The 20022-nt window shown below is 65.4% G+C and carries 17 protein-coding genes; 7 read left to right on the forward strand and 10 right to left on the reverse strand.

Annotated features, from left to right (window positions below; all coding sequences use genetic code 11):
• Positions 1–30 precede the first annotated feature (30 nt).
• On the reverse strand, positions 31–1209 hold the full coding sequence (locus tag ABD088_RS14410) for a 2-hydroxyacyl-CoA dehydratase subunit D (RefSeq protein WP_343902654.1): 1179 nt from the start codon (positions 1207–1209) through the stop codon (positions 31–33).
• A gap of 358 nt (positions 1210–1567) precedes the next feature.
• Here ABD088_RS14410 and ABD088_RS14415 point away from each other — a divergent pair, with 358 nt between their 5' ends.
• Positions 1568–2335, forward strand: a complete 768-nt coding sequence (locus ABD088_RS14415; protein WP_343902655.1) for an alpha/beta fold hydrolase — start codon at positions 1568–1570, stop codon at positions 2333–2335.
• On the opposite strand, the gene ABD088_RS14420 is transcribed toward ABD088_RS14415, so the two are convergent.
• The 8 genes from ABD088_RS14420 to ABD088_RS14455 all read right to left on the reverse strand — a co-directional run bounded on the left by ABD088_RS14420 (position 2323) and on the right by ABD088_RS14455 (position 11509).
• Positions 2323–3486 (reverse strand): acyl-CoA dehydrogenase family protein, encoded by a 1164-nt coding sequence (locus ABD088_RS14420; protein WP_343902656.1) that lies wholly within the window; start codon positions 3484–3486, stop codon positions 2323–2325. The genes ABD088_RS14415 and ABD088_RS14420 overlap by 13 nt on opposite strands.
• Positions 3487–3550: 64 nt before the next feature.
• Entirely contained in the window at positions 3551–4612 is a 1062-nt protein-coding gene (locus ABD088_RS14425; RefSeq protein ID WP_343902657.1) for an NAD(P)H-dependent flavin oxidoreductase, read from the reverse strand.
• A 54-nt stretch (positions 4613–4666) separates the two neighbouring features.
• Positions 4667–5455, reverse strand: a complete 789-nt coding sequence (locus ABD088_RS14430; RefSeq protein WP_343902658.1) for an SDR family NAD(P)-dependent oxidoreductase — start codon at positions 5453–5455, stop codon at positions 4667–4669.
• 64 nt (positions 5456–5519) lie between these two features.
• On the reverse strand, positions 5520–6422 hold the full coding sequence (locus ABD088_RS14435; protein ID WP_343902659.1) for an SDR family oxidoreductase: 903 nt from the start codon (positions 6420–6422) through the stop codon (positions 5520–5522).
• A 76-nt stretch (positions 6423–6498) separates the two neighbouring features.
• A complete protein-coding gene (locus tag ABD088_RS14440; protein WP_343902660.1) occupies positions 6499–7641 on the reverse strand; it encodes an acyl-CoA dehydrogenase family protein in 1143 nt (380 codons plus the stop codon).
• Positions 7642–7686: 45 nt separating this feature from the next.
• Positions 7687–8487: an enoyl-CoA hydratase-related protein gene (locus ABD088_RS14445; protein ID WP_343902661.1), complete on the reverse strand. Its 801-nt coding sequence runs from the start codon at positions 8485–8487 to the stop codon at positions 7687–7689.
• A 137-nt stretch (positions 8488–8624) separates the two neighbouring features.
• Positions 8625–11060 (reverse strand): acetoacetate--CoA ligase, encoded by a 2436-nt coding sequence (locus ABD088_RS14450; RefSeq protein WP_343902662.1) that lies wholly within the window; start codon positions 11058–11060, stop codon positions 8625–8627.
• Positions 11057–11509: an FAS1-like dehydratase domain-containing protein gene (locus ABD088_RS14455; protein WP_343902663.1), complete on the reverse strand. Its 453-nt coding sequence runs from the start codon at positions 11507–11509 to the stop codon at positions 11057–11059. The genes ABD088_RS14450 and ABD088_RS14455 overlap by 4 nt, the downstream gene beginning before the upstream one ends.
• A gap of 121 nt (positions 11510–11630) precedes the next feature.
• Between ABD088_RS14455 and ABD088_RS14460 the strand changes: the two genes are divergently transcribed.
• Genes ABD088_RS14460 through ABD088_RS14470 form a run of 3 tightly spaced genes read left to right on the forward strand, consistent with a single transcriptional unit; the run spans position 11631 to position 14795 of the window.
• Positions 11631–12809 carry an acyl-CoA dehydrogenase family protein gene (locus ABD088_RS14460; protein ID WP_343902664.1) on the forward strand — a complete coding sequence of 393 codons (1179 nt, stop codon included), beginning with the start codon at positions 11631–11633 and terminating at the stop codon, positions 12807–12809.
• A gap of 15 nt (positions 12810–12824) precedes the next feature.
• A complete protein-coding gene (locus ABD088_RS14465) occupies positions 12825–13937 on the forward strand; it encodes an acyl-CoA dehydrogenase family protein (RefSeq protein WP_343902665.1) in 1113 nt (370 codons plus the stop codon).
• A 51-nt stretch (positions 13938–13988) separates the two neighbouring features.
• The gene (locus tag ABD088_RS14470) at positions 13989–14795 is read left to right on the forward strand and encodes a PaaI family thioesterase (protein WP_343902666.1); all 807 of its coding nucleotides are present in this window, start codon (positions 13989–13991) and stop codon (positions 14793–14795) included.
• A gap of 588 nt (positions 14796–15383) precedes the next feature.
• On the opposite strand, the gene ABD088_RS14475 is transcribed toward ABD088_RS14470, so the two are convergent.
• On the reverse strand, positions 15384–15896 hold the full coding sequence (locus ABD088_RS14475; RefSeq protein WP_343902667.1) for a thioesterase family protein: 513 nt from the start codon (positions 15894–15896) through the stop codon (positions 15384–15386).
• A 196-nt stretch (positions 15897–16092) separates the two neighbouring features.
• On the opposite strand from ABD088_RS14475, the gene ABD088_RS14480 reads away from it, so the two are divergent.
• The 3 genes from ABD088_RS14480 to ABD088_RS14490 all read left to right on the forward strand — a co-directional run bounded on the left by ABD088_RS14480 (position 16093) and on the right by ABD088_RS14490 (position 19972).
• Positions 16093–16872: an electron transfer flavoprotein subunit beta/FixA family protein gene (locus ABD088_RS14480; RefSeq protein WP_343902668.1), complete on the forward strand. Its 780-nt coding sequence runs from the start codon at positions 16093–16095 to the stop codon at positions 16870–16872.
• An 83-nt stretch (positions 16873–16955) separates the two neighbouring features.
• Positions 16956–17954 (forward strand): electron transfer flavoprotein subunit alpha/FixB family protein, encoded by a 999-nt coding sequence (locus ABD088_RS14485; RefSeq protein WP_343902669.1) that lies wholly within the window; start codon positions 16956–16958, stop codon positions 17952–17954.
• A 53-nt stretch (positions 17955–18007) separates the two neighbouring features.
• Positions 18008–19972, forward strand: coding sequence for a cytochrome b/b6 domain-containing protein (locus ABD088_RS14490; protein WP_343902670.1), 1965 nt, complete (start codon positions 18008–18010; stop codon positions 19970–19972).
• Positions 19973–20022: the final 50 nt, after the last annotated feature.

The following is a 20022-nucleotide window of genomic DNA, read 5'->3' on the forward strand; positions in this document are numbered from 1 at the left end:
TCCAGTTTCGTCAGGTGGGGTGTCGTCGGTTCAGGCCGGAGTGAGCTGGCGGGCCCGCTGGCGGCGGATGCGCTCCACGAATGTCTCCACGGTGGTCCGCAGCGACTCGGCCGCCAGTCCCTCGTGTTCGGTTTCGATGAGTAGTTCGGGGATCTCGCGGGTGTTGAGGGCCTTGCGCAGTTCGGGGTAGTAGAGCATGAGGGGCTCGCAGAACTTGGCCATGAGGGTGATGACACCCTCTGCGCCGGTCTCGTCCAGATTGTCGATCAGGTAGGCCTGCCAGTCCACGTTGCGTTGGACGCGCGTCCCGCAGGGAGCGGAGATGTTGCGCTCCAGGTACCAGCCCGCCAAGGCGGAGAAGGGGTCTACGCCGTCCGGGACATCGGTCGAGATGTACCGGGAGCCGTGGTAGAGGTCGTCGTTGACCACGACGACGTCGCATTCCTCGAGCAGGTCGAGCAGTTCGGGGCGGGGAGGGGCGCAGAAATGGCCGGATAAGTGCAGCCGAACCAGATGGTCGGGGGCCGGGGACTGGGGATCCAGGTGGTCCAGCAACTGCCGCAACAGACCGGTGTGCTCCTCTATGTCCATCACCATGCTGGACTTCACCAGGGCCTGGAGCCGGCTCGCGGGGATGTGCAACCGGCCGGTGCGGCGCAGCTCGAAGAACTCCCTGAGCAGGCGGCGGTTCTCGTTAAAGGCCCGGATGCTGGCGGTGAGGGCTTCTGGGGTGATGGTGACCCCGGTGATCTCCTCGACCTCGCGTCGCATGGCACCGATCTTGTCCTCCACCTGCCCCCGGCTCCAGGGGTCGTCCATGGAGCTGATGAACTGGGCGAAGTGCATGGGCGTCTCGGGCTTCGCCCACCGGATGACATCGGCAGCACCGAGCAGCTGGACGCAGTGGTCCACCAGAACGAAGGCATCGAAGACGTCCAGCTCCCCGACGGCGGCCTGATCGGCCACGCTGCGGGTGTAGCTGCAGTAGAACTCCGGCAACAGGCTGCGGCCCTCGGTGATCGTGGTGCGACTCTCCTGCACGATCACGGGCAGGGCGCCGGTGGCGTGGACCAGTTCGGAGGGAAAATTCATGGGGAAGGAGCCGATAACCTTGCGGCCGGTGCGGTCCTTCCACTGCTGTGCGTAGGCAACAGGGTTCTGTGCGGCGCGCTCCAGAGCCTCAAAAGCCGTGGGGTCCAATGTATCCATTACGTATCTCTCCACCATTGACTGCGGGTTTTCGTTGCATCTTCCATATACGATCCGCCCACGGCTAACATTTGTCAATGAAGGGGACTCAGTTTCTAGAGATGTAGAATGTTTGGATGCTGTTCTTCACGGCATGATGGTGCAGGACAGACCGACGAAGTGGCTCCCGAAAAAAGGAACACCGATGACGATGACCGGGTCGAAACAGGCCGTTCAGGACGAGATAAGGAAGCGGATGGAGACCACGACAACGGGGTGGATATCGTCCGCGCTGGAGATGAGGCCCCAGCGGGACTCAGTCACTGTTGGCGGTTCGCGCATCGCTTTCCGAGTATGGGGGAGCGGCCAGGGACGGGGCGTGCTCCTGGTGCACGGCGGCGGTGCCCATTCGGGATGGTGGGACCACATCGCCCCGCTGCTGGCAGGGGGTGGCAGGGTCGTGGCCCTCGACCTGTCGGGCCACGGCGACAGCGATCACCGAGACCACTACGACATGGACCAATGGGGGGCCGAGGTCCTGGAAGTCCGGCGTGTTGCCGGTCTGGATCCAGAGTGCACCCTCGTCGGCCACAGCCTGGGCGGCCTGATCACCCTCTATCTACGCGAGCAGGCAGGATCCGGGGTCAACCGTGCCATCGTGGTGGACTCGCCCGTGGGGGGACCCGACGCCCAAGAGCTGCTCGAAGCGGGCGGCTTCGTCGCCCGACACAGGCTCTACCCGTCAGAAGAAATTGCTGTGCAGCGCTTCAGGCCCATCCCTGCACAGGCATCGGTACCCGAGGTGCACGATCACGTGGCCCGCGACTCGGTGCTCCGAGCCGAGGGCGGTTGGAGTTGGAAGTTCGACGCCCGCATCTTCAACGGCACGACCCGGATGCGCACGACACTGCCGACCCCTGGCGGCCGGTTGGCATACCTGCGGGGCGAACTCGGCATGGTGCCGCCGTCGGCGCGCGGGCTGATTGAGGCTGCCGGCGGGATCTTCCTGGACCTGCCGGGCGCAGGCCACGCACCGATGCTGGACCAACCTGCGGCGCTGGTGGCGGCTCTGCGGGCGGTGACCGCGGGGTGGGACAAGCCCTCCCGAGGCGCGCGCTCGCCGTCGGGAACGAGTCACTTGCCGTAGGGCACGAACTGACGGCCGAAGAGTTCCCGGGCGATGATGATCTTCTGGATCTGCGCTGTGCCGTCCGCGATTTCGACGGCGAGCACATCGCGCAACCGTTGTTCGAATGGAAACTCACTGCTGTAGCCGAAATTGCCGTGCAGCAAAAGGCACTCGCGGATGGCCTGTCCGGCATGCAGCGGCCCATACCACTTCGTCATGGCGGCCAGTGCCGTATGCCGCTGGTTGGCGGTGCGGTGCCAGAGTGTCGAGTAGCACAGCAGCCGTGCCGCTTGCAGGTGGGTGGCGTGTTCGGCCAGGGGAAAGGAGACGCCCTCGTACTTGGCCAGCGGGGAGCCGAAAGTGGTGCGCTGGCTGACGTATGCCACGGTTTCGTCGATGGAGACCTGCGCACAGCCGATGCCCGTCAAAGCCAGGAGCGGGCGGGTGAAGTCGAAGCCATTGAGAACCTGCCGGAAGGCCGCGCCCTCCTGGCCCAGGAGGGCATCGGCGGGTATGGACACCCGGTCCAGGTGGAGGACCCCGCGGACCAGCGGCTTCCATCCGGGATCTTCTATGGGGGCCTTGGAGATTCCCGCGCCATCCAGCGGCACCAGGAAGGCAGAGGCACCCACGTCCTGGCCGTCCCGAATCGTCCGGGCGACAAGGATGATCGCCTCGGCTTCGGGAAGCATGGTCACCGAGGTCTTCTCGCCGCTGATGACGTAGCCGCCGTCTCCGGTGGCCGTTGCAGTGGTGGTGATGGCGCTGACATCGGAACCGCATTCGGGTTCCGTGAGTCCCAAGGCCACGTAAACGCTGCCGTCCACGAGCCGGGACAGGTACTCGTCCCGGACCCGTGGACTGCCGTGTTGGGCCAACAAGGAACTCATGAGCATGACCGGGATGGCAGCGTTGGCGATGTTGAAGTCCGCATAGGCCAGTTCCTCGACCACGAGCCCAACGGCGACGAAGTCCTCCTGGGGCAATGGGTTGTGTTCCTCGCCCGCGAGCAGCCCAAAGACGCCGAGGTCGGCGACCTGACGGTGCACGTCCCAGTCGAAGCGGTCCGACCGGGCTCTCTCGAGGTATCCGGGAGCCAATTTTTCGCGGGCGAAGGCACGTACGGCGTCCCGGAGTTCCTGTTGTGTTTCCGTTAACCCGAAGTCCATGCGTGGATCCTTATCTGTTGTTTCTGGACGGAAGCTGAAATGCCCGGATCGTCGGGTTGTCGGTTCAGTTCGGCATCACCGATGCATCGAGCCTGGACGCAAGACCACGGAGGATTCCGGCGGCTTCTTCGGCCATCGCGGGGACAAACTCTGCGATGTGGATGAGTTCGTGGAGGGCAGAGGAGACCTGCCCAGCCAAAACCAGTCCGTTTTCCACGTCACCGTCGGTCTGTGACAACTGCATCGACTCGATCTTCCAGCGCATGAGCTCCACCTCGCTGAGCTTTTCGGCAGAGCCGTCCGGCCCCAGGCCGCCGCCGGCCAGCAGTTGCTTCGAGGCGTTGTTTCGTAGTCCGCGACACGGTCCATAGACGCCGTCGAAAGCGACGTCGTCGCCTTCGACGGCGTCCAGCAACGCCTGGATGTAGTTCGGATGCCAGTCGGAGTTTTCGTGGCTGGCGATGAATCGGCTACCCATCGCCACCCCATCGGCGCCCATGGCCAGCGCCGCGGCCAGCCCCCGTCCGTCCCTGGCCCCACCGGTGAGCAGGACCGGCACATCCACGGATTCGGTGACGCTCGGTATCAGGACGAAGGTGTGGACGGCCTTGCTGGGGGCATGTCCGCCCATTTCAAAACCCGCGGCGATGACGACATCGATCCCCGCCTCTTCGGACTTTACTGCCTGGCGCGTGGACCCGACCTTGTGCTGGTGGATCATGCCGGCGTCCTTGATCGCCTGGATGTAGGGGCCGGGGAACCCGGCCGAAGTGGTCATCACCCGCAGCTGGCGAGCCAGAGTTTCGTCCGCTTCCCGGGCAGCGAGCACGGTCTTGATGTAGGTGTCGGTAAAGGGCAACACCTCGCCGTTGTGGTCCACGCCGACCGGGATGTTCACGGCAAAGGGGCGATCCGTGAGGCTCGCTGCTTCCTCGATGTGCTCGCGGAAGGTGCGGGCACCGGCATCAATGTCCACCGGCATGCCCGGCATGGATACCGTGCCCAGCCCACCCGCGTTGGACACCGCAGCGGCGAGCTTCGGGGTGCGGAATGGACCGAGGCCCTCCTGGACGATGGGGTGCTCAATACCGATGAGCTGGGTGTAACGGTTGGAGATGGAGGCCATGGAGACCCCGCCTTTCGTTTGGGTGAGGCGCTACAGACATATGGACAAGGGTGATCAACCGGCGGAGATGCCGCCGTTGACGCTGATGGCCTGGCCGGTGAGCCGTGCCGAAGCTGGCCCCCCGAGGAAGAGCACGAGATCGGCGAGGTCCTCCGCCTCAGCAACGCCGAGGTGGGCCATGCGCGCGGCCTTCTCGAAGAGCGACTTGCTGAAGCCGTCGCTGAGAACGCGTTCCGCCGTGGGCGTCCCGGCGATGAGGGACGGTGTCACGGCATTGATCCGGATGCCGTTGCGCTTGGCCTCCATGGCGGCAGTGCGGCTGAACATGACGATCGCGGCCATGGCCGCGCCGAGGACGGATTCCCCGGGGGTCGGAACCTTGGCCGCGTCCGAGGCGATGTTGATGATGCTGCCCCCGCCCTGACCCTGCATGATCGGCAAGACCGCGCGGGTGAGATACATCGGGGGCAGCGCCTGCTTGTTGATGATCCCGCCGAAGTCCTGTGGATCTATCGTGTGCAACAGCTCCGGGCGGTAGGACGCCGCTACGGAACTGACCAGGACGTCGATGGCCCCCAGCTGCTGGTGGGCTGACTCGATGGCCGCGGTGACCTGGTCCGGGTAGGCAAGATCCACTGGGATGAACTCGATGGTGGCCTTGGGGTTCAGGGCTCGAACCTGGTCTCGGGCGGCCTTGCCCCGCTCCGGCGAACGGGACAACAGCGTCAGGCGGGTGACGCCGGCTTCTACGAACTTTTGTGCTGAGGCCAAGCCGACGCCAGATGAGCCGCCGGCAATGACAACGGCAGAATCTTCGTACGTGCGAACAGTGGGGGAGGGCATGGATGCTCCTGGCGTGGTGGGGAACGAGATTTCGATGAAGTTGGGTGCCGCGCAGGGTCGGTGGTTACACGCTCCGCTGGGCCCTCGAGGCTTCGGTAGCCGCCTTGGACTTCTCGCGGGCCTCGGCCCAGTCCTCGTCTGTCATGGAGGACAAGCCTGCGAAGGTACCGGGACCGGCAAGCATCTGCCCGCCGTCCATGGCAATGGTCTGCCCCGTGATGTAGTCGCAGGCATTCGTCAGCAGGAAGATCGTGAGGTTCGCGAGTTCTTCGATGGTTCCGGGCCGCCCCGCGGGGACGGTGTCATACTGGGTGGCGCCGGCGGAGGAGTTCTCCGTGGGGTTCAGCATCTCCCAGGCGTACTCGGTGGGAATGGGGCCGGGCGCGATCGCATTGATGCGGATCCCGTATTTGGCCCATTCCACGCCGAGGGACATGGTCATGGCGTTCACGGCCGCCTTGCCCATGGCGGAGGGCACCACGAAGGCGGATCCCGTCCATACCCAGGTCGTGAGGGTGGACAGCACATTGCCCTTCAGGCCCTGGTCGATCCACCGCTTACCGGCGGCGTGCGTGACATGGTAGGAGCCCTTCATCACGGTTGAGGATACGGTGTCAAAGCCCCGGGGGCTGAGGTCCTTGGTCTGTGCGATGAAGTTGGCTGCCGCATTGTTGATGACGCCGGTCAATGGGCCGTGCTCTGCCCACAGAACTTCCATCGCGGCGTCGACGGCGTCATAGTCCTTTACATCGACGGCCTGGTAGTGGACGCTGCCCGGACACTGGGCGGAGGCTTCCTCTGCGGCTTCCTGCAGGATCGCCTCGCGGCGCCCCCAGAGGTGGACCTGGGCGCCGTGCGCGGCCAGGTGCTTGGCCACGCCGCGTCCGAGACCGGTGCCTCCACCGGTGATGAGGATCCGCTGGCCAGTCAGGATATCTGCCCGGAAGGGTGACGGGTGTTCGGTCATGTTCAATCTCTCCGTAGGGTCAAGGGAGGGTGGGCGAGAGGTTACTCGGGCGGCGTCTTGGCGGCCGGCTATCGTGTCAGGGCTTGCCCAGCAGCGCCTTGGCGATGATGTCCCGCTGCACTTCGTTGGCCCCGCCGTAGATCGGAGGGGCGATGGCTGCGCGGAGCTGCGCTTCCATCCCGTACTCCCTCGTGAAACCGTTGCCGCCGTGCATCTGGATTCCTTCGAGTGCGGCCTTCTGGGCAATCTCCGTGCAACGTGACTTGGCCATCGCAGATTCGCTTGCCAGCGAATCCTCGAGCCCGGAGTCCACTTTCGCGGCGGCGTCGTACACAAAAGAACGGGCCATGGAAATGTCGGTGGCCAAGTCCGCGATGCGGTGGCGCAAGGCCTGGAAGCTGGCCAGCTTGGTGCCGAAGGCGTCGCGTGCCTTGACATAGGCGACCGTGTCGTCCAAGGAGCGTTGAGCCGCTCCCAGGCTCATGGCAGCAATGATCAGCCGCTCTACACTCAACCCGCGCATCAGCTGCTTCCACCCCTGGCCGGCTTCGCCGACGACTGCGGAAACCGGTACCCGTACGTCCTTGAAGAACAGCTCGTTCACGGTGTGTGGTTCCATCGTCTCGATGGCCACCATGTCCAAGCCGGGGCTGTTGGCCGGTACCATCAGCAGGGTCAGACCCTCGTGCCTGGTACCGGTGGTGTCCTCGCGCACCAAAAGGAGGATGTTCTCGGCCAGGTGCGCCGCGGTGCACCAGGTCTTCTGGCCGTTGACGACGTATTCGTCCCCGTCGCGCACACCCTTGCACTGGACCCCTGCCAGATCCGAACCAGTGTTCGGCTCCGAGAGCGAGATCGCCTCGAGCTTTCCCGCTGCCAAGTTGGTGCAGATAGTCGTCTTCTGCTCGTCCGTCCCCCACTTCAGGTAGGTTTGCGCGGCAGTGAGCCCCGTCGAGTACGCGTGCGTGAGGCCGAGACCGCGGGATGAAGCCTCCAGGAACACCACCTCGTCCAGGAATGTCCCGCCCTGTCCGCCGTATTCTTCCGGCAGGGAAATCCCGAGCCAGCCAAATTCGGACATGTCGGCCAGGACCTGACGCGAGGTGGTCTGCGTGTTGCCTTCGGTGAGGGCGTCACGCTGGGCGACAGTGGCAGTATTCTGCGCACAGTAGTCGCGGACCGCTCTGGCCAGGTCTTGCTGTTCTTCATTGAGCTGCACGGGGTTCTTCCTTAGGTTCGGGCCTGGTGATCAGATGGGGTCTCGTCAGGCCTGGTGGGCCCGGAAGTCGGCCGCCCGCTTCTCATTGAAGGCCGTGATGCCCTCTTTCGCCTCGTTCGTTTCCCCGAACAACGACAGCGTGGTGTTCGCCATCTGGGTCAGCCCGCCGAAGTGCTCGGTATCGGCATTGAAGGCCTGCTTGAGCACCTTCAAAGACGTGGGGGAGAGGTTCATGATCTCGTCGGCCCAGGCCCGGACCTCGCTCTTGAGCTGGTCGGCGGGGACGGCTTTGTTCGCCAGGCCCCATTCGACGGCCTGCGCGGCCGTGTACCGGCGGCACAGGAACCAGATTTCGCGGGCACGCTTCTCGCCGATGGCGCGGGCCATCAGTCCGGTGCCGAAGCCTGCGTCGAAGGAGCCGACGCGTGGGCCGTTCTGCCCGAAGATCGCGTGGTCGGCTGCGATGGTCAGGTCGCACAGCATGTGCAGTACGTGTCCGCCTCCGATGGCAACGCCGTTGACTGCGGCGATGACTGGCTTCGGGGTGTCCCGGATGGCGTGGTGCAGCGAATCGATCTCGAATAGGCCAGAGTCCGACGGGCCGTAGTCTCCGGTCTCCATCCGCTGCTTCTGGTCGCCGCCAGCAGAGAAGGCTTTGTCTCCTGCGCCGGTCAGGGCTACTACGCCCACGGCCGGATCGTTCCACGCCGATTTGAAGGCCATCACCAGCTCGTCGACGGTCCGGGCCCGGAACGCGTTGTACCGATCCGGGCGGTTGATGGTGATCCATGCGAGACCGTTGTCCACCTCGTAGGTGACGTCGGTGAAGTTATCGATGGACGGCATGATTCTCCTTGCATTGTTCATTGGGTGTTCTGTCGATCAAGCCACAAGATTATTTGGCCTTACCATTTGCATACTCTATGCGTGTGAACGATCGTTATCAAGAGGGGCAATGAAAGAGTGCCGTTTCGCCCGTTTGGTTACCGTCCCTGCCGGAACGCCTCCGCCTGCGCGGCATACCAGTCCAACACCGTGGCGTCCTCCGCGGTTCCGCGGTTGAGTGTCTCCGGTCCGGCTCCCTGGAAGAGTTTCTTGATCGGGACCTCCATGAGCTTGCCGGTGCGGGTCTTCGGGACCGCAGGAGCCTCGATGATCTCGTCGGGGACGTAGCGGGGGGATACCTGCGTTCGAACCGCCGCGACGATGGCATCCTTGAGTGCCTGGTCAACGGTTCGTCCCGGCGTGGGGACCACGAAGAGGGGCATGTAGTAGTCGCCGCCGGCGAGTTCGGCGCCGATGACCATGGATGCCGACACGCCCTGGACCTGGTCGACGGCGTGGGTGATGTCGGCCGAGCCCATGCGGATGCCGCCGCGGTTGATGGTGGAGTCGGAGCGGCCGTGAATGATGAACTCACCGCCATCAAGCTCGGTGACCCAGTCGCCGTGCCGCCAGACGCCTGGGTAGGTGCCGAAGTAGGCATCGAAATAGCGGGTGCCATCGGGATCGTTCCAGAACCGGATCGGCATCGATGGCATGGGGCGGGTCACCACGAACTCGCCGACCTCGTTGTGGACACGATTTCCGTGCTGGTCCCACGACTCGGCGGCCACGCCCAGACAAGCCCCCATGAGCTCCCCGCGGAAGACCGGGTCCAGTGGATTGGAGCCGATGAACGCGGTGGCCACGTCGGTGCCGCCGGAGTCGGAACCCACGCGCAGATCGTTGCCAACGGCCCGGTAGACCCAGTCCCAGGTGGGGTCTGGCAGCGGGGAGCCGGTGACCATCATCGCGGTCAGGGCGGTGAGGTCATAACGGGCGTTGGGGACGATTCCGGCCTTTTCGATCATGGTCAGCACCGCAGCGCCGGTGCCGAAGAAAGTGGCCCGGTGGCGGGAGATCAACTCAAAATGCCGACCGGCGCCGTCGTGCAGGGGGGAACCGTCGTAGGTGATGATCGAGCCGCCCGCGGACATGGTGTCCACGACCATGTTCCAGACCACCCAGGTGGTCGACACGGCGAAATATGCTCGGGTCTCAGGTCCGAGGTCGTAGTGAAGGCCATTGGCCTTGAGGGCCTCCAGGAGCACCCCGCCATGCGAGTGGACAATGCCCTTGGGCTTGCCGGTCGTCCCGGAGGAATACAGAACCCATAGTGGATGGTCGAAGCTGACCTGCTCGTAGCTGGGCTCCGCGGAATGGAGCATGATCTCGGAAAAACGCGTGGCCTGTTCGGGAAGAGGTCCGCAGGTTCCGTCGGGGAACTGGTCGGCGACGATGACGTGCTGCACGGTGGGCAATACGCCGAGCAGCTCTGGGATGCTACCCGTCATGTCACGCAGCTTGCCGCCGAATTCGTAGCCGTCCACGGTCAAGAGGATCTTCGGCTCGATTTGGGCGAATCGGTCTGCGACGCCGGTGCTGCCGAAGTCGGTATTGACCACGGACCAGACCGCTCCCACGGAGGCCGTGGCCAGCAGTGCGACGACGGCCTGCGGAATGTGCGGCAGGACGGCCGCCACGGTGTCCCCGGGTTCGACGCCGAGCCGGCGCAGCTCTGCGGCCAGGGCAGCCACCTGGGCCTCGAGCTCGCCCCACGTCAACGCGGTGGCGGCCAGCTGCTCGTGCTCACCGACGATCGCGATCTCGTCGGGGCGATCGGCAGCGTGCCGGAGCATGTTCTCGGCGTAGTTCAGCTTCACCCCCGGGAACCAGGACGCGCCCGGCATCGTGTCGTTCGCCAGAACGGCGCCAGGCCGTGACAGGTCCGGCTGGACGGAGGCCTCCACCCCGAAGTACTCCCACACCGCGCCCCAGAATCCTTCCAGGTCCGTGACGGACCACTGGTGCAGGGACGCATAGTCCCTTGCGGTCGCGCCCCGATGGTCGGCGGCCCAGCGTTGGAAGTCCAGCATCCGGGAGCCTTCCACGCGGGCGGTAGAGGGAGTCCACATCAGCTGCCGGTCGCCGTGCCCGGTGTCGGCCGTGCCTGCCCCCGCATCATCGCCGGAAGTTGAGTTGGCAGCGGGGGGCGTGATCACTGCACGACCCACCACGACGGTGTTCCCCTCCACGGCCGCGGTCAGGTCCAACGACTGCCGCGGGTGGGACGGCTGGGCCGGATCGGAGCCAGGGGCGGCTTCGACGGCCGAGAAGCCGACGACGTCGCCGATCTTCACCGGGGCCTTGAACTGCACCTCAAAGGCGTGGAGGTTCTCCACGCCGCACCAGTCCGTCAACCAGCCGGCCAAGAGCGCCGCGGTGAACTGGCCCATGGCTATGGGGGCGTCGAAACCCGCTGCCTGGGCAAAGGACGCGTCATGGTGCAGCGGGTTGAAGTCCCCGCCAGCACCGGCGAAGCGGACGATGTCCGTTTGCGTGACGGGGCCGAAGCTTCCTGGGCTGGGTGTGGTCATTTTCGGCCCCTTTCGATGATCGTTTCCTGTTGGCGGACGACGACGTTGCCGCCGCGGTCCCGGTAGTCGGTATGGAGGGTGATGATCCGTAGGGGTGAGCCGTTGCTGCTGGTCTTGGCCTCATCTCCGGTCACCACGCGCTGACCGGTCAGGCTGTCGCCGGCGACGAGCGGCCGGATGTACTCCCATCCCGTTTTTCCGACGACCACGCGGGCGAGTTCGAGGCCGAGCGTGTCCAGCATGGCGGACTGGCTGCGGTGATGACCGGCCACGACCACGTGGGTAGCCGTGGCGGCAACATCTGGCAGTTGGCGCCGCTGCGCCTCCCGGCGATCCGTGTGTATGGGATCGTCAACGCCGGTGGCGTGGGCAAACTCGGCGATTTTGCCTCGCTCCACGTCGAAGGCGACTTCGTCCACGACCGTTCCGACCAGGGTGGTGCCGTCCATGGTCCGTCCTCTCTTTGATGGGGAATGTGACCTGCGAGACATGCTGCTTCATCCAAGACTAGCCAAATCAAATGGTCTGACCTAAAGTCCAGTGTAGCGAAAGAACGATGAAGGGACGAGGATGGATTTCTCCGAGAAGCCGGAAGAGGCGCAGTTCCGCGCCGAAGCGCGGTCCTGGCTAGCTGGTGTTCTTCCCACGCTTGACTGGCCCGAGCCGCCAGAGCTCGAGGACAAGCTGCCGTTTTGGCGCAAGTACCAGACGGAACTTTTCCGCGTCGGCTATGCCGGCCTGACGTGGCCCCGCGAGTACGGCGGTCAAGGCCTGGATGAGCGCATGGCGTCCATCTTTTCCGAGGAGTCCGCCCATATGGGTGCCCCGGAGCGTCTCAACACCATCGGAGAAGACTTCGCAGGACCAACTATCGCCCACTTCGGCACGCCGGAGCAGAAGGAAAAGTACCTGCGCCGGATCCTGACCGGCGAAGACATCTGGTGCCAGCTGTTCTCCGAGCCCGACTCCGGGTCCGATCTGGCCTCGCTGCGCACCAAGGCCGTCAAAGTCGACGGCGGTTGGAGGATCACCGGCCAGAAGATCTGGACCTCCCGTGCCCAGCTGGCCGCCCACGCCATCCTGCTGGCCAGGACAGGGGGCGGCGAGCGGCACAAGGGGATCACCTACTTCCTGCTGCCGATGGACGCCGAGGGCGTCACCGTCCGTCCGTTGGAGCACATGTTGGGCGAGGCCGAGTTCAACGAAGTGTTTCTGGACGACGTCTTCCTGCCGGACTCGGCAGTCGTCGGCGACGTGGACGGGGGATGGAAGGTGACCATGGGCACCCTGTCCTTCGAACGCGTGGCCATCGCCACCGGCCGCGTGAACACCGTGAAGGAAATGCGGAACCTCGTGGACGACGTCCGATCCCGCGCGGATGCGGACGGCCGTCCCCTGGGCGCCGATCCGCACGTGAGACGCTCCCTCGCCGACCTATGGGGACGGGTTCACCTGCATCAGGCCATCAGCCAACGGGTGATATCCGGAGCCGCCGGTGGCGAACCCCCGGGGGAAGTCACTTCCATCGGCAAGCTGTACTTCTGCCCTCTGGTGGAGGACCTGGCCGACTTCGGCTTATCGCTTGAGCCGTTGGACGACCAATTCGGGCTCGAAGACGAGGTGGCCGGAAACGAGCGGCACTGGCTCCGTCTCGCCAACCAGGCCCGGGGCACCGCCATCGCGGGCGGCTCCACCTATATCCAGCGCAACATCGTGGCCGAACGCATCCTGAAAATGCCGAAGAAATAGATCGGGGACAGCACCGTGGAATGGAAGTTCTCTGAAGAACAGGAAGCCTATGCGGAGGCCCTGCAGGACTGGCTGGCAGGCGCGGTGGACTCGGAGCGGCTGAGGGGATGGTTCGAATCCGGTGACGCCTCGGGATTCACCGTGCCGTTCGTTCGCGACTGGGCCGGTGTCGGGACCCCGGAAGAGGAAGGCGGCCAAGGCGGAGGGCTGGTTGAACTGGCCCTCACCGCCGAGAATCTCGCTCGCGTCGACGCCCCCTCCGGGGACTGGCTGGCGACAGTCCTGGCCCTGCCGGCGCTCGCCGGTCAGCCGGAAATCGTGGAGGAATCGCTCGGGGGCCGCCCCACCGTTCTCCTGGTCCCCGCAAACCGGATTCCCGATGGCGACACCACGGTGGCGGCTGGCCCCGGAGGGCTCCAGGGGGCTGTTCCCATGGTCCTGGCGGGCGACACTGCCACCCGTTTCGTGGTGCCCGTGAACGGAGAGTTCGGTATCGAACTACACCTCGTGGAAGCGGACCAGCCTGGGGTCACCAGGGCGACGCGTTCCCTGCTGGACCGCTCCCGTTCCCTGGCCGACGTCACCCTGGCGGGCGCGGCCTCGGAGCGTCTGAACGTTGACGTAGTCACCGTGCTGGATGCCATTTCCCGTCGCGCGGCCGTTCTGGTTGCCGCGGATACCGTCGGTGCCACCCAGACCATGCTGGACCTGTCCGTGGGGTACTCCAAGCAACGTCAACAGTTTGGAGTACCCATCGGCTCGTTCCAAGCGGTCAAACACGCCGCAGCAACGATGATGGTTGGCGTGGAGGCGGGCCGCTCAGCCGTGTACTACACGGCTGCCTCTGTGGACTCTGATCAACCGGACGCGGCCCTGCACGCCGCAGCCACCAAGGCGCAGGTGACCCAGGAAGGGCCGCGTGCCGCGGACTCCGCGCTCACCATGCACGGGGCGATCGGATACACGTGGGAACACGATCTGCACCTGTACTACAAGCGGGCCAAGCTGAACTCCGGACTGTTCGGTTCCCCCGGTGCCTGGAATGAGCGATTGGCCGATGCGCTGGACCTGGTTGCGAGCACCGACATCGTAAACTCGACGCCACTTGCCACGGTCGGCGGAGAGTAAGCCCGGCATGCTGGTTTCGGGATGGCACGCCATGGTCGGGAAGGTCGAAGGATGAGCGAAGGAGTGGAGTCCACGATCGAGCTCAAGGTTGCGATACCACACGGGCCGCCCGAGGAGCTTTTTGGCTTGTCATCGTCGGGAATTTCACCAGAAGGTGCTTTCGGATCCATGGCCTTGGGGCCATGGGCGCGGGAAGCGGACGGTCGCTTCGCGATGGGGGCCATGGGGGTGTTGGTCGACAACGTCCTCGCCTTGGCGGTCCTTGCGCATCGGCCGAAGGACATGTGGGCCGTGACAACGGAGCTGGCATTCGATTTCTTTGCCACACCGGCTCCGGAAGGTCGATTGACCGCCAGTGGCCGGGCGCTGACAAGTGACGCCGGGGGCGGCGGCTCAACCGGCCATGTGGTCGATGACGATGGAACGGTGGTCGCTACGGCGACCTTCTGGGGACGCTACATAGAGGGAGTGCCGCAAGCCATCATCGACCAACGCCGAGCGCCGTCCCTGGACTCCCGGGCCGGGTCCATAGGCGAGTTGCTGGGACTGTCCGGGGACAGGGATCGGCGGGTGCTTCCCGAGAGGGTCGACACCGTGAACCCTCTCGGTGTCATCCACGGTGGAGTACTCGTGCCGGCTTTTGAGCGGGCAGCTGTGGATGGGGGCGCGCGTCCTGATGGGATGTCGACGGCGTCAATTCGGGTGAGTTACCTGCGCCCAGCATCTGGCGACATTCATTTTAGCGTCAAGCAGCTCCACCGGGGACGGACTTTCGCCAGCGCGGAGGTCACGGCATCGCGCTGCGACGGCAAGGCGTCGGCTTGGGCGTTGCTGACGTTTCGTTCTCCGGAGCGCTGAAACAAGTCCCAACACATCAAGGTCTGGCGGTATCGCCGTGGCGCGGACCGGCGGGACGGCACCGGCCGCCGACAGGATTGACCAGATACGGAAGCAGCGCTGTCTCCGGCTGAGAGGGATGGGCCAGCCCAGCAGTGGAAATTGCATATGTCGTGAACTTCCCACTCATCAGATCGACTCCGGAGGCGCTCCAGTGACGGGCAACCCGATCCGCCGATGACCAGGAAGTCGCGGCCGGGACACTCCGATGAGCCGCGGATTTGAGTGCCTTCGGGGACTCGCTCGACTGCCGGGACGAGGAGACCACCTTGTTCGAGGTCGAGGCAACCCCCACCCGGGACATTCCACTGGGGAACGTGCATGGTGGTACCGCGCTCCGCCGTTGGACCCTCGCCGGGCGGCCGAAGCCATGGGGACTGCCGGATTGTCGTTGGCCGCCAGGGCCATCCACGTGGACAAGGTGCTTGGCGCCAGTGGCCGCCGACCCAACGATCGAGGTGGCGGCCACGTCTCTGCATCGTGGGCGGACTTCGGCCCCAGCCAAGTGGCGACGCCACTTCCCGCGAAGGGCACAGGCGGAGCAGGGGGCTAACGACGCCGTATGCCCAGGATTCCGCAGGTCGGAGCGGGCCAGTCGAGTGTCGCTTCCCTGGCGATGAATCTGTCGAACCCGTCGGCGATGTCCTTAGGGAAATCGATGGGACGACGGCTGTCCATCCCCACGTGAATGAGCACGGTCTCGTAAATGCATGCCAGCCTTTCCTTGTCGCGGTCCATGATGAGCGACATCATGTGTCCGACCTTGCCGCTTCGTTCCAGAACGCGGACGTGCGCGGTGATGGGGGTGCCCAGTTGCATCTCGTGTAGATAGGTCAGGTGCTGCTCGGCGGTGAAGACGCCCATTCGCCGCTTGGTGCGGTAGGTGTCATCGATCCCGATGGACTGGCACACCTCATCCGTGGAAAACCCACCCATGTCCACGTAGTGGCGGATATTCATGTGTCCGTTCATGTCGATCCAGTCCGGTCGGACTTCATCGGTCCAATGCGCTGGGATCTGCAGAACTTGTTCCGTGGTGGGGGAGATGCGGACGTCGACCATGGTGGCCTCCTGTAATGGGCTCATCGCGAACTTCGGCTTCCGGTCATACGGTATCCGTGGTTAGCGCTGAATAAGTTATGGTCTTACCAATATAACAAAATACGCCGAAATGATCGTAAGATCTAGTATTTGGTAGGGCGTCCTAGTATCTTGGTTTGTAGATTACTTATCGACCCATTGACGAGGAGAAGGCTCCATGAAGATTGTCGTGTTGGCGAAGCAGGTACCTGATACCTGGTCGGATCGGAAGATCGATCTGGAGTCCGGAATTTTGGACCGGGCCGCGTCGGAGCCGGTGCCGGACGAGATCAACGAACGTGCCCTGGAAAATGCCCTGCAGGTCAAGGACGCGGATAAGGACACCGAGATCGTGGTGGTCGCCATGGGCCCGGAGGGTGCGAGCAAGTCGCTGCGCAAGCTGTTGTCCATGGGCGCGGATTCGGCCGTCCTGGTCTCCGATGACGGCCTGGCCGGTTCGGACATGGTGCAGACCGCCCGCGTGTTGGCTGCGGCGGTGGGCAGGACCGGGTGCGACCTGGTGTTGGCGGGCAACGAGGCCACCGATGGCCGGGGCGGAATGGTCCCGGCGATGGTCGCGGAGATCCTGGGCTGGCCGGTGTTGCCGGGACTGGACTCGATCCGGATCGACGCGGATGCCGTCTCGGGCTCGGCGCCCGTTGATGGCGGCAACTTGGAGGTTTCCTCCGCCTTCCCGGCCGTGGTCTCCGTGACGGAGAAGACGGCCGAGCCCAGGTTCCCGAACTTCAAGGGGATCATGGCCGCGAAGAAGAAGCCGTTGGAGTCCTGGTCGTTGGCCGACCTGGGCATCCAGGCCGGCCCGGATGCGGCCCCGGTCCGTTCGGTGATGGTCTCGGCTGCGGCACGCCCGCCGAAGCAGGCCGGGCCGAAGATCGCCGACGACGGAACGGCCGCGGCGCAGCTGGCCGAGTTCCTGGTATCCAACCGGCTGGTCTGAACCGGCCCTCCCGCAGGACCCCCACGGTCCCGCACCCCCCGAACGACGTCACCCGACCTGTAGACCTGAAGGAATCATCCACCATGTCGAACACAGCAAATGCCGGAAACATTCTGGTCCTGATCGAAACCACCGCTGCCGGTGCGCCGAAGTCCACGGCTGCCGGCCTGCTGGGCGCGGCAGCCGGAATCGGCACCCCCGTGGCCGTGGCAGTTACCACCCCCGGCCAGGGCGAAAACCTCTCCGCCGAACTCGGTGCCCTGGGCGCGGCCCAGGTGTACCTGGCCGAGGCCGGGAACGTCGCCACCGAGTTGGGCTCCGCCCAGGTCGGTGCGTTGGCCGATGCCGTCCAGGTGTATTCGGCGCCCGTGGTGCTGGTCTCGGCCACGAACGACTCGAAGGCCGTGGCCGGCCGGCTGGCGATCGTGGCCGGAGGTTCGGTGGCCGCCGATGTAGTGGGCATCGAATACGACGCGGAGGGCCAGGAGGTCATCGCCTCCCATGCCGTCTTCGGTGGGGACTTCACCACCGAATCCACCGTCGAGGGCGGCTTGATGATCGCCACCGTGCGCCCCGGCTCGATCGAGGCCCGCGCCGAGGCCGTGGCCTCCCCGGAGGCGACCACCGCCGCCGTGGCGACGAAGACCGCCAAGGGGGCGGTCATCACCGGGGCCAGCGAGGCCCCTGCCGCCACCGATCGTCCGGCCCTGCGCGGGGCGAAAACCGTGGTCTCCGGAGGCCGCGGTGTTGGGTCGAAGGAGGCCTTCTCCGTGGTCAATGACCTTGCAGACGTTCTCGGTGCCGCGGTAGGTGCCTCGCGCGCAGCCGTGGATGCCGGCTATGTGCCGCAGTCCTACCAAGTCGGCCAGACCGGTGTGACGGTAACCCCGCAGCTGTACGTGGCATTGGGGATCTCCGGGGCCATCCAGCACCGTGCCGGGATGCAGACCTCCAAGACGATCGTGGCGATCAACAAGGACGAGGACGCCCCCATCTTCGAGGTCGCGGACTTCGGCGTGGTCGGTGACGTGTTCACCGTGGTCCCGCAGCTCATCGAGGAAATCAACAACCGCCGTAACTGAGCCCTGCCGGCCGCTCCCATCCCGACGACAAGACCGAAGGACCGACACCCACCATGACCAGCGAACTGGATCCGGACCGCACCCCGGCTCGACGCCGCATGGCCGGCTACACGCCGCTGGCCACCGGCCACCCAGTGGGAGAACCGCCAGCCGAAAGCGCTTCCCCCCAAGCCGAAGCCTCCCTGCCTGACGCCGCAGCAGCCGGCCCCGCCGCGACCGGGCCCGGGCAGCCCCAGCCCCCGGCAGCGGATACAACGTCCGCTGTACCCTCGGACCCGCAGAGCCACAACCCGCCCGCGAGCCACGGCGTGTCCCCGGCATCGGCTGCCCCAGAAGATGGACCGGTCCCGGGGCCGGGCGCCGTGCCCCAGGTCCCGCCGTCTTCTGCCGCTCCGGCGCGTAAGCGCCGAATGGCCGGAGCCCCGGCAGCACTGCCGGCAACCGGAGGAGCCAGCACTCAGGACAAGGGCCAGGATTCCACCGCCAACACGCCGCCAGCCGGCCGGATTGAGGCGGCCACTGGTTCCGATGCGACCGCCCGACCGGGAACCGACACCGGCGCGGCAACCACCGACGCGGCAACCGCGGGCGCGCCGACGAAGCGGCGCATGGGCGGTGCCCCCACCTCGGCGGCCACACCCCAGAAAGCAGCGTCCACGGCACCGGTCTCCACGCCGGAGAACCAGATACCAGAAGCGGCGGTACCCGAGAACCAACCCCCAGCGGCGCCCAAGCGGCGCATGGGCACTGGCTCTGCCACCCAGCGGATCGCTCCGGTATCGACGACCGGCGTCGAAGAAGCCCCGGCCCCAAACCAGGAAACTGCGTCGCACACGCCGGAAGCGGCCACAACGGCTGGTCCCAGGAAGCGCATGGGTGGTGCCCCGACGACCGGAACACCCACCACTGACGCCGGCGGGAACGCGCCCACCCCACCAGCTTCCGAGACCAGCGTTCCGGCGGCAGCAGAGCCGGCTGAAGCCTTGACGTCACCGGCCGGCGCGCAGCATTCCGCACCGACCACGCGACCGGCAGCACAGTCCGCGCCGGCGGCCGCCGGACCGCAGGCAGCCGCAAAGAACTCGAAGTCCTCGACGGGCGCGACATCGCGGGAACGTCCCGCATGGGTCAAACCCGCGGCGATCATCGGCGGGCTCGTCATCGTCGCACTCCTGGTCGTGCTGGGGGCCCGCGGGCTCCGGACCCTGGAGGGCGTCCAGCAGTTCATCGCCACCTACGATGGGCACGCCTCGCAACCGGACACCACGCCGGTGGGCATGCCGTGGTGGATGGGATGGCAGCACTTCCTGAACATGTTCTTCATCGTGCTGATCATCCGCACCGGCCTCCAGGTGCGCACCGAGCGCAAGCCCCCGGGCTACTGGACGGCGAAGAAGGGCTCGTTCTTCTCCCCGAAGTCCAATACCCCGAAGAAGGTCTCGCTGACCCAGTGGCTCCACCAGTCCCTGGACGTGCTCTGGGTAGCCAACGGCATCATCTTCATCGTCTTGCTGTTCGCCACCGGCCACTGGCTGCGGATCGTGCCCACCAGTTGGGACATCTTCCCGAACATGGTCTCCGGGGCCATCCAGTACGCCTCGCTGGACTGGCCGACCGAGCACGGTTGGGTGCATTACAACGCCCTGCAGGTGATGTCCTACTTCCTGACCGTGTTCATCGCTGCCCCGCTGGCGATCCTCTCCGGGATCCGGTTCTCCACCTGGTGGCCAGCGAACGCCGCGCGGCTGAACAAGATCTACCCGGTCGAGTGGGCCCGGGCCGTGCACTTTCCGGTGATGCTCTACTTCGTCGCGTTCACGATCGTGCACGTGTTCCTGGTGTTCTTCACCGGCGCCCTGCGGAACCTGAACCACATGTTCACCTCGAGGGACGCCGCGGACTGGTGGGGCCTGGTCATCTTCCTGGTCTCCCTGGTCGTCATCGCCGCTGCCTGGTTCCTGTCCAAACCCCTGTTCACCACCCCCATCGCGGGACGTATGGGCAAGGTCTCCAAATAACTCCGGCCGACGCGCCAACATTCCGGTAGGCCCGGAGGAAGGACTGCATT

It is taken from the genome of Arthrobacter rhombi (assembly GCF_039526245.1).
GTDB classification, from domain to species: domain Bacteria; phylum Actinomycetota; class Actinomycetes; order Actinomycetales; family Micrococcaceae; genus Arthrobacter_H; species Arthrobacter_H rhombi.